13 protein-coding genes are annotated in these 14,553 nt (G+C 71.6%); 5 read left to right on the top strand and 8 right to left on the bottom strand.

Features of this window, described 5'->3' with window-relative positions:
- The first annotated feature begins 27 nt into the window (after positions 1 to 27).
- Positions 28 to 1,818 carry a serine/threonine-protein kinase gene (locus tag ACFSKW_RS23525; protein ID WP_379574492.1) on the top strand — a complete coding sequence of 597 codons (1,791 nt, stop codon included), beginning with the start codon at positions 28 to 30 and terminating at the stop codon, positions 1,816 to 1,818.
- On the opposite strand, the gene ACFSKW_RS23520 is transcribed toward ACFSKW_RS23525, so the two are convergent.
- The 3 genes from ACFSKW_RS23520 to ACFSKW_RS23510 are packed head-to-tail and all read right to left on the bottom strand — an operon-like array spanning position 1,780 to position 5,044.
- Positions 1,780 to 4,008 carry a bifunctional polysaccharide deacetylase/glycosyltransferase family 2 protein gene (locus ACFSKW_RS23520; RefSeq protein ID WP_379574491.1) on the bottom strand — a complete coding sequence of 743 codons (2,229 nt, stop codon included), beginning with the start codon at positions 4,006 to 4,008 and terminating at the stop codon, positions 1,780 to 1,782. The genes ACFSKW_RS23525 and ACFSKW_RS23520 overlap by 39 nt on opposite strands.
- A complete protein-coding gene (locus ACFSKW_RS23515) occupies positions 4,005 to 4,544 on the bottom strand; it encodes a hypothetical protein (protein ID WP_379574490.1) in 540 nt (179 codons plus the stop codon). Before ACFSKW_RS23515 ends, ACFSKW_RS23520 begins: the two co-directional genes overlap by 4 nt.
- A gap of 11 nt (positions 4,545 to 4,555) precedes the next feature.
- Positions 4,556 to 5,044: a MarR family winged helix-turn-helix transcriptional regulator gene (locus ACFSKW_RS23510; RefSeq protein WP_379574489.1), complete on the bottom strand. Its 489-nt coding sequence runs from the start codon at positions 5,042 to 5,044 to the stop codon at positions 4,556 to 4,558.
- A 53-nt stretch (positions 5,045 to 5,097) separates the two neighbouring features.
- Here ACFSKW_RS23510 and ACFSKW_RS23505 point away from each other — a divergent pair, with 53 nt between their 5' ends.
- Positions 5,098 to 5,487, top strand: a complete 390-nt coding sequence (locus ACFSKW_RS23505; protein WP_379574488.1) for a PPOX class F420-dependent oxidoreductase — start codon at positions 5,098 to 5,100, stop codon at positions 5,485 to 5,487.
- Here the strand turns inward: ACFSKW_RS23505 and ACFSKW_RS23500 are convergent.
- From ACFSKW_RS23500 to ACFSKW_RS23490, 3 genes are read right to left on the bottom strand one after another with little or no spacing between them, the layout of a single operon-like run.
- Positions 5,477 to 6,352, bottom strand: a complete 876-nt coding sequence (locus ACFSKW_RS23500) for a carbohydrate kinase family protein (protein WP_379574487.1) — start codon at positions 6,350 to 6,352, stop codon at positions 5,477 to 5,479. The genes ACFSKW_RS23505 and ACFSKW_RS23500 overlap by 11 nt on opposite strands.
- Positions 6,353 to 6,404: 52 nt before the next feature.
- Positions 6,405 to 7,430, bottom strand: coding sequence for a LacI family DNA-binding transcriptional regulator (locus ACFSKW_RS23495; protein WP_379574486.1), 1,026 nt, complete (start codon positions 7,428 to 7,430; stop codon positions 6,405 to 6,407).
- A gap of 10 nt (positions 7,431 to 7,440) precedes the next feature.
- Complete coding sequence (locus ACFSKW_RS23490; RefSeq protein ID WP_379574485.1) at positions 7,441 to 8,946, bottom strand: glycoside hydrolase family 13 protein; 1,506 nt, start codon at positions 8,944 to 8,946, stop codon at positions 7,441 to 7,443.
- A 371-nt stretch (positions 8,947 to 9,317) separates the two neighbouring features.
- Between ACFSKW_RS23490 and ACFSKW_RS23485 the strand changes: the two genes are divergently transcribed.
- Positions 9,318 to 10,598: an ABC transporter ATP-binding protein gene (locus ACFSKW_RS23485; RefSeq protein ID WP_379574484.1), complete on the top strand. Its 1,281-nt coding sequence runs from the start codon at positions 9,318 to 9,320 to the stop codon at positions 10,596 to 10,598.
- 81 nt (positions 10,599 to 10,679) lie between these two features.
- On the opposite strand, the gene ACFSKW_RS23480 is transcribed toward ACFSKW_RS23485, so the two are convergent.
- Positions 10,680 to 11,297: an ACT domain-containing protein gene (locus ACFSKW_RS23480; protein ID WP_379574483.1), complete on the bottom strand. Its 618-nt coding sequence runs from the start codon at positions 11,295 to 11,297 to the stop codon at positions 10,680 to 10,682.
- 180 nt (positions 11,298 to 11,477) lie between these two features.
- On the opposite strand from ACFSKW_RS23480, the gene ACFSKW_RS23475 reads away from it, so the two are divergent.
- Positions 11,478 to 12,638 carry a thiolase family protein gene (locus ACFSKW_RS23475; protein WP_379574482.1) on the top strand — a complete coding sequence of 387 codons (1,161 nt, stop codon included), beginning with the start codon at positions 11,478 to 11,480 and terminating at the stop codon, positions 12,636 to 12,638.
- Entirely contained in the window at positions 12,635 to 13,285 is a 651-nt protein-coding gene (locus tag ACFSKW_RS23470; RefSeq protein WP_379574481.1) for an SDR family oxidoreductase, read from the top strand. The genes ACFSKW_RS23475 and ACFSKW_RS23470 overlap by 4 nt, the downstream gene beginning before the upstream one ends.
- Before the next feature lie 6 nt (positions 13,286 to 13,291).
- Here the strand turns inward: ACFSKW_RS23470 and ACFSKW_RS23465 are convergent, their stop codons facing one another.
- Positions 13,292 to 14,533, bottom strand: coding sequence for a right-handed parallel beta-helix repeat-containing protein (locus tag ACFSKW_RS23465; RefSeq protein WP_379574480.1), 1,242 nt, complete (start codon positions 14,531 to 14,533; stop codon positions 13,292 to 13,294).
- Positions 14,534 to 14,553: the final 20 nt, after the last annotated feature.

The raw sequence follows: 14,553 nt of genomic DNA, 5'->3' as shown, positions 1-14,553 counted from the left end.
CGGTCATGCCGGGCGAAGGACGGTCGGTTGGGACGGCGGGAGCACGAAGGCGAGGGGGCTGCGACGGTGGGATCGCCGCTGGCCCCTGAGGACCCGGTCTCGATCGGGCCCTACCAGCTCGAGAGCCGCTTGGGCTCCGGTGGCATGGGCACCGTCTTCCTCGCCCTGGCGCCCGACGGGGCCAAGGTCGCGGTGAAGGCCATCAGGCGCGATTTCGCCGCCGACCCCGTCTACCGGGCGCGCTTCCACGAGGAGGTGTCCAACGCCAGGCGGGTGGCCTCCTTCTGTACCGCCCGCGTGCTGGACCACGGCGACGACGACGGCCTGCTCTACCTGGTCACCGAGTACATCGACGGCGTCTCGCTCGAGGACCATCTCATCGAGCACGGCGCGCTGTCGCCCTCCGTCCTGCACTCGGCCGCGGTCGGAGTGGCGGCGGCGCTGACGGCGATCCACGCGGCGGGCCTGGTCCACCGCGACCTCAAACCCGCCAACGTGATGCTGACCCTCGCGGGCCCTCGCGTGATCGACTTCGGTCTGGCGCGTTCCACGCAGGTGGGCTCGCGGCACACCAACGTCGGCCTGGTCATGGGCACGCCCGGGTGGATCGCCCCCGAGCAGGTCTTCGAGGGACGCACCAGCCCGGCGGCCGACGTGTTCGCCTGGGGCTCGCTGATCGCCTACGCGGGGCTCGGCGGGCACCCGTTCGGATCGGGCGACGCCTACGTGATGGCGGCGCGCGCCCGCACCGCCCCTCCCGACCTGCGCGGGCTGCCCGCGCCCCTCGACCGGCTGGTGGCCGCCGCCATCCACCCCGACCCCGCGCGCCGCCCGCAGGCCAGGGAGCTGCTGCTGGAGCTGGTCGGCGCCCCCGACGTGGCCGGGGCGCAGCTGGCCGCCACCCGTCACCTCACGAACTCGTGGAATCCCGCCGATTTCGGGGTACGGCAGCCGCCGCCCCCTCCCGGCTGGACCCCGCCGCCCGACCAGCGTCCGGCGCCGCACGGGCCGCGCCCGCACGCCCATCAGGCTCCTCCCGCTCACGGGCCGCAACCCGGCGCGCCCGACCGGCAGCCCAGGCCCCCCGCGCCGCCCCCGCAGGCGGCCCAGGGACAGCAGCGGCCACAGGCGCATCAGGGACAGCCGATGCCGCCGGCGCCTCAGAGGCAGCAGGTGCCGCCCGCGGAGACGACGATCCCGCCCACGCGGCGGGGGCCGATCCCGCCGCCGGCCAACCCCGCCGAGACGACGGGCCCCGGGTCGCTGTCGGCCTATCACGGCACCGGGCAGGCACCGCGCCCGCCGTACCAGACGACGGGGCAGGGGCCGCTGCCCCGCCCGCCCGCGCGCAGAGGCGGGGTGTTCACCGGGTGCCTGGTCGCCGCCGCCGTCGTGGTGGCGCTGGCGCTGCTGCTGATCATGGTCATGGCCTGGATCTTCAAGCCGGCCGCCATCGGCGCGGAGGGGCCCGTCCAGGACGGCAAGCTGCGCTTCACGGTGGCCGGGCACAAGTGCGCGAAGGCGGCGAAGCCCGCGACCGTGCGCCAGTGCAGGGTCACGCTGAAGGTCGGCAACATCGGCCAGGAGGGCAGGGTCCTCTACCCCGGCCAGCAGAAGCTGCTCGACGGCGACGGCGTCGCGCATCCCGGGGCCAAGCTCCTGGACAAGGCGGGCAAGGAGATCCAGCCGATCAGGATCGGCCCCGGCGAGTCGTTCACCGGCGGGGTGGTGTTCGAGCTGCCCAAGACGGCCGAGGCGAGCGAGGTCGAGCTACACGACTCAGGGCTGAGCCGCGGCGTCAGGGTGACGCTCGGCTAGCGCGCCCTGCGGCGCCGCCTGCGGGGGCAGCGTTCCGCCGAACGTGCCCTCCCTGCGCACGGTGTGCCAGCGCAGCCGTACCCCGAGCACCGCGGTGGCCACGGACTGGATCACCACGAGATACATGAGCTGCCGGTAGACGAACTGCTGCAGGGGCAGCACCCACAAGGCGGAGGCGCGCTCACCGTCGAGCCGCAGGGCGTACCAGCCCGTCAGTGCCTGGACGACGACGAATCCCGCCCACACCGCCACGACGGGGAGCGGGTCGCCGACGGCGGTGTTGTAAAGGGCCATGAGGTCGACCACGGGCGCGAGCAGGGGCAGCACCACCTGGAACAGGGCGAGGTAGCCCAGGCAGCGCCGCCCGAAGGGGCCGCGCTCGATCAGCGCGCGCCGGTGCTTCCACATCGCCTGCAGGGTGCCGTAGCACCATCGGTAGCGCTGCTTCCAGAGCTGGCCGAGCGAGGTGGGCGCCTCCGTCCATGCCAGCGCCTTCTCCTCGTAGACCACCCGCCACCCCGACCTGCACAACGCCATCGTCAGGTCGGTGTCCTCGGCCAGGGTGTCGACACTGACGCCGCCGAGCGCGACCAGTGCCGACCGGCGGAAGGCCCCGATGGCGCCCGGCACCGTCGCCATGCAGTCGAGCAGTTCGAACGCCCGCCTGTCGAGGTTGAAGCCGATGACGTACTCGATGTGCTGCCAGCGTCCCACCATGCCGCGCCTGTTGCCGACCTTGGTGTTGCCGCTGACCGCGCCGACCGCTGGATCGGCGAGCTGGCGTACCAGGTGCCCGATGGTGGCGGGCTCGAAGACGGTGTCGCCGTCCACCATGACGAGCAGCTCGTGGCGGGCGTGCGCGATGCCGGTGTTGAGCGCCGCCGGCTTGCCTCCGTTCGGCTGTCGTATCACTCTGACGTTGGGCAGGCCGAGGGCCGCCGCGAGGTCGGCGGTCGCGTCGGTGGAGCCGTCGTCGACGACGATCACTTCCAGCTCGCCGGTATAGGTCGTCTGGACGAGCGACATCACGGTCGCCTGAATGCCCGCCTCCTCGTTGAAGGCAGGCACGATCACCGTCACCGGAGGTGGCGCTTCCCAGCGCGCGATCCCTCGGCGACGCCTGCCTCTCCGGGTTCGACGGGCGTGCATCCAGGCGAGCGCGGCGAACAGGCCCAGCCTCGCCAGGGTGAGCACGCCCGCGGCGAGGAGCACCCACGACAGTGCGGCCGTGAGCGAGCCGGAGGCCCGCTGGGCCAGGTTGAGTGCCCAGCCGGTGAAGCGCTCCACCCCTCCCGCCTGCTGGTGCGCGGACGGCATGCCGAGGGCGCCCGTCACGGTGACCGCCCGGTATCCCCGACGGCCGAGCTCCCTGAGCGCCAGGTCGAGGGCCTTGACCGTGCGGCTCCTGTCGCCGCCGGAGTCGTGCATCATGACGATCGCGCCGCGCCCCTTGGCGGGAAGCGCGCTCTTCGCCATCCGCGCCGCCGTCGCCTGGCTCCAGTCCTTGGTGTCCAGGTCGGTCAGCGCGATCAGGTATCCCTCCGCGGCGACGGCGCGCAGGCTCTGCCACTGCGGCAGCGTGACGGCCGCGGGCGTCGACGAGTACGGCGGGCGGACGAGGGTGGTGTGCAACCCCGTCGCCCCTGCCAGCGCCTTCTGCGTCAGGGAGAGCTCCAGCCGCAGCCGCCACCCTGACACGGCCGTGAGGTCGGCGTGGGCGTAGGTGTGGTTGCCGATCTCGTGCCCCTCGGCGACGATCCGCCGTGCGAGGTCCGGGTACTGGGCGACCTTCGAACCGACGGCGAAGAAGGTCGCCTTCGCCCCGTACCGCCTGAGCACGTCGAGGATCTGCGGGGTCCAGGTGGGATCGGGTCCGTCGTCGAAGGTCAGGGCCACCGTCCTGGCGGCCGGTCCGGCGCTGGAGGCCGCGCCCGCCGTGAGGTTCAGCACGGGGCCGCCGCTGCGTACGTCGTCCAGCTCGGGGGTGGAGACATCGGTCGCGGGCGCGGGAGCCTGCGTCTCGCCGGCCACGTTGGTCACGTAGCCGTTGAGCACCAGCGCGCAGGCGAGCAGAACCATCCCGACGGCGAGCAGGAACCAGTGACCGCGAGGGTCGGCCGCCTTCACTCGGGACACCGTGGTCGTCGGGTCGACGGCGGCGGCGCGACGGCCGCCGGCGGGAGCGCTCATCCCTTCGAACCCTTCGCCCTGTCAGGGTCATGGCCGGGCGGCGTCTTGCCGTCCAGGCCGGGCGGCGTGTCAGCGGCCGTCGGCTCGGCCGTGGCGGCCGGATCGGTGACGGGGGCGGGCCCGGCGCTCGGGGTGGAGGTCGTCTCCTCGCGTCCTTCGACGCCGTTGGAGGGTCGTGTCGTCCGCGAGCTCCGCTCGGGTGTGGACGTGCGCGAGGGTGTGGGCTGGCGCTCCGCGCTGGTCGTGGGCGGGGGCGTGGGCCGGACCCTGGCCGGCGTCGGGGTCGCCGTCGGCGACTGGCGCGGGGCCCCGCTCCTGGACGGCTGCGGGGACTCCGCCGGCGAGCCGCCGCCCGGCCAGCCGCTCACCGAGAGTGTCGTGCCGGTGAACAGGCCGCTGAGCACGACGGCCAGCAGGGCGAAGGCCAGCGAGCACGCGACGACGGAGCCGAGCATGATCAGCCGCCTGCGGCGGCCACTGTGGTCGACGAACACCGCCTGCGGAGGAGGTGTGGAACGGCGGCGTTGAGAGGACACGCCGAGTGATTTTAGTGGTCGTCGGTGACGTGTTGGGAAATATCCGAGTTCGTTGCGTCATCCGGGCCGGGCGAATCCGTCAGGGCGCGCCCGAAGCGGGCCAGCAGGTCGCGCAGCAGGTCGCGCTCCTCCGGCGTGAACGCGGCGGCGATCCTGCGCTCGATCGTCACGGCCGCGGCGTCGGCCAGCGCCAGCGCCCGCCTGCCCTCGTCGGTGAGGTGGGTCTCGAGCATCTGGCGGTGCCAGGGGTGGGGACGGCGTTCGACGAGCCCGCGATCCATGAGGTTCTTGAGCACGACGTTGGACGCCTGAGGGGTCACCAGGCACTGCCTGGCCAGGGCGGCGTTGGAGATGCCCGGGTTGCCGGCCAGCACCAGCAGGGCGGCGTACTGCGGCACGGTGACACCCGCCTGCTTGACGGCCGCGTGCTTGGCCGCCATCAGCAGTTGCTCGGCACGTTTCACATCGAGCCCGAGGCGCTCCTCGGCCGGCATTCCCATGCCCGAACTATACAGACCTTGAGCACCATCAATACTTTGATAGTGTGCCCGCCATGAGTGTGATTCCAGACAGCCATCTCGATCTGCTGACCCGGCCGCTGTTCGCCCACCTGGCGACGTTGATGCCCGACGGGACGCCACAGGTGACGCCGGTGTGGACGATCTGGGACGGGAAGTTGCTCCGCTTCACGACGACAACCGACCGGCGCAAGGGCAGGAACGCGGCCGCGCGCCCCACGGTCGCGCTGTCCGTCAACGACCCCGACGCGCCGTACCGCTACCTGGAGGTGCGCGGCGTCGTGGAGCGGATCGACCCCGATCCCGAGGGTGCCTTCTTCGACGTGCTGGCCAGGCGCTACGGGCTGGACTACGAGGCCCCCGTGGGCGACGCCGAGCGGCGGGTGGTCCTGGTCGTGCGCCCGACCAGGTGCACTAAGCAGTAGCCGCGCGGGCCAGCAGCGTGTCCTCGGTGATCGGGTTCTCGTGGGTGCCCTCGGAGACGCAGGCGTGGGCACCTGCGATGGCGCCCAGGCGGGCGCACGTGTCCACGGGCTCGCCGCGCAGCATGCCGTACAGGAAGCCGGAGACGAAGGCGTCGCCCGCGCCGTTGGAGTCGGCGACCGGCGCGGGCAGCGGCGCGGCGGGGAAGGCCTGCACGTCGTCGTCCCCGGCCAGGACGAGGCAGCCGCGCGCCCCGTCGGTGCAGACGACGGTGCCGGCACGCCCGTGCCGCCTGATGTGGCGCATCGTGGCGCGCGGGTCCTCCAGCTTGGCGGCCGACATGAAGACCAGGTCGGAGCCGTAGGCGAAGTCCTTGTGGTGGTCGGAGACGCCGTCCCAGTCGTGCAGGTCCGTCGAGATGGGGACGCCGGAGAAGTCGGCGTAGACATGCCGGGCGAAGTCGGTGATCGAGACGTGCACGTGGCGGGTGGGCTGCAGGTACAGCTCGCGCGGCAGCCGCTCCCCTGCCACGCCGCGCCCGTCGTAGAGCGAGGTGCGGCGGCCGTCGGGGCCGACGAGCAGGAGGCTGCGCCTGGTGCCCGCGGCCGATCGCGCCCACGCGAAGTCGACGCCGTTGGCGGCCAGATGCTCCCTGATGAGCCTGCCGTGGGGGTCGTCGCCGATCAGGTCGGCGAACCTGGTCCGCAGTCCCAGCGCGGCGCAGCCGAGCGCGACGCCGGACCCCGTGTTGCCGATGCGGTCGACCACGGGAGGCACGTGGTAGGTGTCGGCGTACGGCAGGGGCAGCGCGGGCACGTAGGCGGTGGAGTCGACCCCCGCGCCGCCGATGACCACAACGTCGTACATTCGTCGACCCTCCACGAGTTCAGCCTTCCACGAGCCGCGTGTCAGCCGCCGATCAGCGGTTGACCAGCGGTCCCGAGCCCGTCGAGCCGCGGACCACCAGCTCGGGCTGGAAGATCAGCTCGAGGTGCCGCCCCGGCGCCCCGTTGACCTCCTCCAGCAGCGTCTGCACGGCCGCCGAGGCCATCGCCCCGATCGGCTTGCGGACGGTGGTCAGCGGCGGGTCGGTGAAGGCGATCAGCGGCGAGTCGTCGAACCCGACCACCGACACCTCGCCCGGCACCGACCTGCCCCGCTCCCTGCACGCCCTGATCGCGCCCAGCGCCATGAGGTCGCTGGCGCACACGATGCCCGTGCAGCCGCGGGCCAGCAGTTGCGCCGCGGCGGCCTGCCCGCCCTCGACCGAGAACAGCGAGTGGGCGATCAGGTCGTCGACGTCGTGGACCCCGAGCAGCTGGGCCATCGCCTGCTGGAATCCCTCGATCTTCCTGATCACCGGCACGAACCTGCGCGGCCCCAGCGCCAGCCCGATGCGCTCGTGCCCGAGGTCGACCAGGTGCTGGACGGCCAGCCGCGAGGCCAGCCGGTCGTCGGGCGAGATGAACGGCGCGTCGACGTTCTCGTTGTAGCCGTCGACCAGCACGATCGGCAGCCCTCGGTCGGTCAGCCTGGTGTAGCGGTCCATCCGGGCGGTCGTGTCGGCGTGCAGCCCCGAGACGAAGACGATGCCGCTGACGCCTCTGTCGACCAGCAGCTCGGTGAACTCGTCCTCGGGCGCGCCACCGGGCAGCTGCGTGCACAGCACCGGCGTGTAGCCGTGGTGCGTCAGCGCCTTCTCGATGGCCTGCGCGAAGGCAGGGAAGATCGGGTTGTCCAGCTCGGGCGTGACCAGCCCGATGAGCCCGTTGCTGCGCTGGCGCAGCCGCTGAGGCCGCTCGTAGCCCATGAGGTCGAGCGCGGTCATGACGGCCTGGCGGGTCGCGGAGGACACCCCCGGCTTGCCGTTGAGCACCCGGCTGACCGTGGCCTCGCTCACCCCTGCCTGGGCGGCGATGTCGGCGAGACGGGCGTGACCGTTCATGGTGGACACTTTACGCAACCTTGGCCCGCCACCACGTGGTGGAATCGGGAGCGAGCCTGCCTTCCTCGACGGGAGCGCTGGACAGGACCGCCCGGCCGTCGACGGGATAGTCGACGGGGTCGCCGGTGAGGTTGACGGTGCACACGAAGCCGTCGTCGCGGCTGAAGACGAGCGTGCCGGCGGGCGAGTCGTGCCAGCGCAGCTCACCCGACACGGTACGGCGCAGCCGCAGCGCCTGCTTGTAGAGGGAGAGCATCGAGCCGGGGTCGCCGTCCTGGGCCTCGACCGACAGGCCGCCCCAGTCGCCGGGGACGGGCAGCCATGGGCGCCGCCAGCCGTAGCCGTCGGAGGAGGTCCACGGCATCGGCACCCTGCAGCCGTCGCGGCCGCTGTCGGGGTCGCGCAGCCGCTGGGGGTCGAGGCAGACCTCGGCGGGCAGGTCGAGCACCTCGGGCAGGCCGAGCTCCTCGCCGTTGTAGACGTAGGCCGAGCCGGGCAGCGCGAGCATGAGGAGCGCGGCGGCGCGGGCCCTTTCGGAGCTGCCGAAGCGGGTGACGTGCCGCTTCACGTCGTGGTTGGACAGCACCCACGTGGAGGGCGCGCCCACGGAGTCCGCCGTCGCGAGCGACTCGGTGATCACCTCGCGCAGCGCGCCCGCGTCCCACCGCGCGTTGAGGAAGTGGAAGTTGAAGGCCTGGTGGAGCTCGTCCTCGCGGACGTAGCGGGCCAGCCTGGCGGGCGTGGGCGCCCACGCCTCGGCGACGCCGATGCGCTCGCCGGGGTAGGAGTCGAGGAGCTTGCGCCACGAGCGGTGGATCTCGTGGACGGCGTCGTTGTCGAAGTACGGCACGACGTCGTTGCCGATGAGGCGGACCTGGTCGGCGTGGCCGATGTCGGGCAGCCCCTCGGGCTTGATCATGCCGTGCGCGACGTCGACGCGGAAGCCGTCGACGCCCAGGTCGAGCCAGAAGCGCAGGATCGACTCGAACTCCGCGCGCACCTCGGGGTTGTCCCAGTTGAGGTCGGGCTGCGAGGAGTCGAACAGGTGCAGGTACCACTGGCCGTCCTCGACCTGGGTCCAGGCGGACCCGCCGAAGATCGACTCCCAGTCGTTCGGCTCGTCGCGGAAGATGTAGCGGTCGCGGTTGACGCCGCGCAGCGCCTCCTGGAACCAGGCATGGGCGGAGGAGGTGTGGTTGGGCACCACGTCCACGATCACCCTGATGCCCATGCCGTGCGCCTCGTCGATGAGCGCCTTGGCGTCGGCGAGCGTGCCGAACAGCGGGTCGACGTCGCGGTAGTCGGCCACGTCGTAGCCGAAGTCGGCCATCGGCGAGGTGTAGAACGGGGTCAGCCAGATGGCGTCGACACCCAGGTCGGCGAGGTACCCCAGGTGGTCGCGCACGCCCTTCAGGTCGCCGACGCCGTCCGCGTCGCCGTCGGCGAAGCTGCGCACGTACACCTGGTAGATCACCGCGTCCCGCCACCAGCGGGTCGATGTCGAAGAGTGGGTCATGAGACGTCCCCCGGAACAAACTGACAGGCCCCGCCGTACGACAGGGCCCCCTCATATGAAAAGGCTTGCCGCAAGTTTACGCAAGGCTTTCCAAAGTGGGATTTTTCGCAATAACTGGAGGCGTGGGCTGGTTGCGGGCATACCGAAACGCGACCAGGGGTGGGACGGAAGTGGGTGGCCCGTCAGGGGACCTTGAATGAGGAACGCGACGGTTACAGATTTTTCATGTCAAGTCTGGACACCGGAGTGAACACGCGATGTACTACCTCAACATTCAGCCCCGTCACAGGTGACGTCTCATGCCCGCCAAGCAGCGATGACTCCCTCCGTCCCGGGAGTCTGATGCGTATCGACAAGCGTGGAGCAGACCCATGAGCACGGTCGTCCTTGACAAGGTAACCAAGGTCTACCCCGGGGGATACCTGGCGGTCGATCGGCTGAACCTGCGTGCCGCCGACGGGGAGTTCCTCGTTCTGCTCGGACCGTCGGGTTGCGGCAAGTCGACACTGCTCAGGATGATCGCCGGCCTCGAAGAGGTCACCGACGGCGACCTCTGGCTCGACGGCCGGCTCGCCAACCATCTGGCCCCGCGCGACCGCGACGTCGCCATGGTCTTCCAGAACGGCGCGCTCTACCCGCACCGCACCGTGCGCGGCAACATGTCCTTCCCCCTGGAGATCGCCAAGGCCGACCCCGCGCTGGTCAAGGAGCGCGTGACGGAGCTGTCCAAGGCCTTGCACATCGACGAGACCCTGGACCGCAGGCCGGGCACCCTGTCCGGCGGCCAGCGCCAGCGGGTGGCCATGGGCCGCGCCATCGTGCGCCAGCCGAAGATCTTCCTGATGGATGAGCCGCTGTCCAACCTCGACGCCGGCATGCGCACCGAGCTGCGCATGGAGATCTCCTCGCTGGTCCGCTCGCTCGGCGTCACCACCATCTACGTCACACACGACCAGGTCGAGGCGCTCACGCTGGCCGACCGCATCGCCATCATGAACAGGGGCGTGCTGCAGGACGTCGGCACACCCGGCCAGATCTACAACGACCCGGCGACCGCGTTCGTGGCCGCCTTCCTCAGCTCCCAGCAGCTCAACCTGCTGCCGGCGACCGTGCGAACCCCCCAGAACCAGTACGTGCTGCTGGACTTCGGCCCCCACCAGCTGGTGATGCCCTGGAGCGATCCCAGGGCGTACGCGGTCTCCCAGCACACCGGCGGCCAGATCATCGTGGGGCTGCGACCCGACGGGCTCGCTCCCGTCCAGGAGTCGTACGAGGGGCCGAGCTTCTACGGCAGGGTCAGGGCGCTGGAGTACCACGGGCACGAGTGGCTGGCGTACGTCGAGTGCGGGGTGCCCGCGGTGGCCGTCCCCGAGCCGCCCGACCCCAGGCGCAACGCCAACGGCCACGAGAACGGCGGCGGCGGGCTGCGCGCCATGGCCAGGCGGCTGTTCGGCGCGCCGGAGGAGGAACACGCCGAGCAGGAGCAGGTCGGTCACCTGCGCGACGGCAGCCACCGCAGGGCGGACCTGATCGTACGGCTCGGCGTCAGGCCCGCGTGGCGCACCGGCGACCCCGCCAAGATCGGTGTGGACGTCACCAGGCTCATGCTGTTCAAGCCGGACGGCGCCCGCATCGACCCGCCTCGCCGCTGAGGCCCCCGACCATCTGGGCGATCCTGTGGGGCCCGCGCGGGTGGCGGCCGCTGCCCTGAGACCCGCGCGGGCGGTTGGCGGTCAGTCGGCGACCGGCTCGAAGCGGGCGGCCATGCGGGAGACGACCTCGACGATGCGGGACGCGCGCTCGAGCTCGGCCCGGTGGAAGGGCGGGCCCTCGGAGCGGGCCACGACGACGTGCATCGCCGTGCTGGCCACGGGCAGGACCATCAGCCGGTGTTCGCCTGCCACGTGAGAGGCGGCCCTGAGCGGCAGCTCCTCCAGCCCGAAGGCGGGGGGCGCGGCGGGGCTGGCGTGCCGGACGACGCCGTCGGCCAGGGCGAGCGCCCAGTCGCCTCCGCACAGCGACGGCAGGGCGTCGACCATGGTGGCGAGCCCGCGTGCGGGTTCGGTCGCGACGTGCAGGAGGAGATCGTAGTCGGGCGCGGAGCCTGGCACCTCCCTGGTCGGCCAGACGCCCTCGACCCGCATGCCGGGGACGGCCGACAGTTTCTCACGCACGGAAGCGGGGGTGGCGGTGCCCGGCCACGACACGGTGAAGTCGTCGACCGCTCGGCCCGTCTCGCGTTCGAGCACGGTCACCTGGAGTATGTCGGCTCCGAGCGCGCCGAGCGCCCTTGCGACCTGACCCAGACCGCCTGGGCGATCCGGCAACGAAACCCTGAGTCTCAGCAACATCGCATCTCCCCCTTTCGAAGGCTCAACACAGTGCCGCAGGGAGATTTCGCGCGCGTTTCCGGGCTATGTCCAGAATGATGCCCAATCACCCTTTTGTCGACAGCCGGAAGGGCGCCCACGAGTGCGTTGGAAAACCAAATGGTAGAGTGCATCCAGTTTTCCAACTCACTAGGAGGCGCGATGCGTGACGCCGTGATCGTGCAGGCCGTACGGACTCCCATCGGCAAGGGCAAGCCCACGGGCGCGCTGGCGCACGTCCACCCCGTCGAACTGCTGGCGCACACCCTGCGAGCGCTGGTCGAGCGCAGCGGCGTGGACCCCGCGCTCGTGGACGACGTGATCGGCGGGTGCGTCGACCAGGTCGGCGAGCAGGCGATGAACACCACCCGGTACGCGTGGCTGTCGGCGGGCTTCCCGGACGAGGTGCCTGCGGTGACCGTCGACAGGCAGTGCGGGTCCTCCCAGCAGGCGGTCCACTTCGCCGCCCAGGGCGTCATGTCGGGCGCCTACGACCTGGTCGTCGCGTGCGGTGTGGAGTCGATGAGCAGGGTGCCCATGTGGTCGAACGTGCCGCAGGGCGCCGACCCCTTCGGCCCCGGCGTCGCGGCGCGCTTCCCCGAGGGCCTGGTCCCGCAGGGGATCAGCGCCGAGCTGATCGCGGCCAAGTGGGGCCTGACCCGTGAGGCGATGGACGCCTTCTCCATGGACTCGCACCGCAAGGCGGCCGCCGCCGACCTCTCCGCCGAGATCGCCCCGATCGACGGCTACGACAGGGACGAGTCCGTACGGCCCGGCACGACGATGGAGGTGCTCGCCGGCCTGAAGCCCGCGTTCGCCGACCCCGGCTACGCCGAGCGCTTCCCGCAGATCAACTGGTCGGTCACGGCGGGCAACGCCAGCCCGACCAACGACGGCGCGGCCGCCCTGCTGATCGCCAGCGGCGAGACCGCCGCGAGGCTCGGCCTGCGCCCGCTGGCCCGGCTGCACTCCTTCACCGTGACGGGTTCCGACCCGCTGCTCATGCTCACGGGCGTCATCCCCGCCACGGAGAAGGTGCTCAGGAAGGCGGGTCTGAGCCTGTCCGACATCGATCTGTTCGAAGTCAACGAGGCCTTCGCCAGCGTGGTGCTGGCCTGGCTGCAGGAGACGGGCGCCGACCCCGCGAAGGTCAACGTCAACGGCGGCGCCATCGCGCTCGGCCACCCGCTCGGCGCCAGCGGCGCGCGCATCATGACCACCCTCGTCCACGCCATGCGGCAGCGGGGCTCCCGCTACGCGCTGCAGACCATGTGCGAGGCCGGCGGCCTCGCCAACGCCACCGTCCTGGAGCGGATCCAATGAAGATCGACGGCAGTGTCGCCCTGGTGACGGGCGCCAACCGCGGGCTCGGCGCGGCCTTCGCCCGCGCCCTCCTCGAGCGCGGCGCGAAGACCGTCTACGCGGGCGCCCGCGACCCCTCCACCGTGACCGACCCGCGGCTGGTGCCGGTACGCCTGGACGTCACCGACCCCGCCCAGGTCGCCGCGGCTGCCGAGCTGTGCGGCGACACCGATCTGCTGGTCAACAACGCGGGCGTGCTCGGCCCGCCCGAGCGGGAGATGGCGACGAACTATCTGGGCGTGCTGGCGATGAGCCGCGCCTTCGCCCCCGTGCTGGCCCGCAACGGAGGCGGCGCGCTGGTCAACATGCTCTCGGTGCTGTCGTTCCTGACGTTCCCGCAGGTGGCCACCTACGCCGCCTCCAAGGCCGCCGCGTGGTCGCTGACGAACGCGCTGCGGATGGAGCTGCGAGAGCAGGGCACGCTCGTGGTGGGCGTCCACGCGGGCTACATCGACACCGACATGGCGGCACGCGTGGACGCGCCCAAGCTGGCCCCGGCGGAGGTGGTCGCCATGGCGCTGGACGGCGTCGAGGCGGGCCTGACCGAGGTGCTGGCCGACGAGCTGAGCAGGAACGCCAAGGCCGCCCTCTCGCAGCCGCCTTCCTGAGGCGGCTCAGTGCTGGTAGGCCCCGGCGTCGCGCGCGCCGCCGAGGGCCTTGCCCGCGAAGTCCTTGGTGATGGCGGAGCCGCCGAACCAGACGGGGCTCAGCACGGCGGCGCGCCCCACGGCGGGCGAGCCAGGGCGCAGGCGCAGGTCGGTCCTGGAGACGAAGCGCGGGTCGGCGATCACCGACTTGGGGCCGAGTGTGAAGCGCTTCTTCCTGCCCAGGTAGACGCTGCCCGCGTCGTCCGCGCCCTTCCCGTCCTCCCAGCCCATCTCGCCGCCGACCACGATCACGTTGTTGCGCAGCTTGAGGATGCCGGGCGCGCACCCGTCGTGGCACGACCAGCCGATCGTCTTGGCCGCGGGCAGGTACACCGAGTTGTGCACGGCCAGGGTCCCCTTCACGGGCCCGACCACGTGTCCCGACCCGCGCGTCACCAGGAACGAGCCCAGCTTGCGGCTGGAGGTGACCACGTTGAAGGCGAACACGTTGCCCGTCGCCGTGCTGCCCTTCCGCGCGCCGAGCTCGGTGAAGGTGACGTTGTCGCGGGAGAGGTTGTGCGTGATCCTGTTGCGGTCGCCGTTGAAGATCTCGATGGCCGCCCCGTCGACGCCGTAGTCCTTGCTGGCGGCGTAACTGCCGGTGATCGTGTTGCCGGTGACGAGGTTGTCGTCGCCGTTGAGCAGAACGCCGAAGGCGCCCGAGTCGTTGTCGCCGCCGTCGTCGTTGACGCTCATCCGGTCGTTGCCGGTGAGCGTGCTGTTCCTGATGGTGTTGCGGCTGCCCTCAGGGGCGACGTGGACGCCCGCGATGTTGCGGTCGGCCGCCACGCCGTCGAGCTCGTTGCCGTCGCCGCTGATCTCGAAGCCCGCCCACTGGCAGTTGCTGGCCCTGATCCCTGCGACCTTCCAGTGGTTGCCGGTGATCACGACACAGGGCTGCTCCTGGCCGCTGAGCTTGGGGGCGGCGCCCGTGCCGTACGGCTGGAGCACGATCGGCCTGGCCGCGGTCCCCTTCGCGGCGAGGGTCAGCGTCTCGCTCCAGCCGCCGCCCCGCTTGAGGTTGACCGTGTCGCCGGGCTTGAGGGCGGCGGCGTTGACCATGGCCAGGCTCTTCCATGCCGTGGCCGCGCTGGTGCCCGCCGCCGCGTCGTCGCCTGCCTTGGAGTCGACGTAGTACGCCGTTCCCGCGACATTGCTCTCCAGGTGTCCGGCGGGCAACAACAACAGGGCCACGACCAGCGACTTCATCGGCGCACCACTTATCTAGT

Origin of the sequence: Nonomuraea mangrovi (genome assembly GCF_042681425.1) — a bacterium.
Classification (GTDB): Bacteria; Actinomycetota; Actinomycetes; order Streptosporangiales; family Streptosporangiaceae; genus Nonomuraea; species Nonomuraea mangrovi.
Note: the sequence above shows the minus strand (reverse complement) of the source record. Positions and strands in the feature narration are given on the sequence as shown.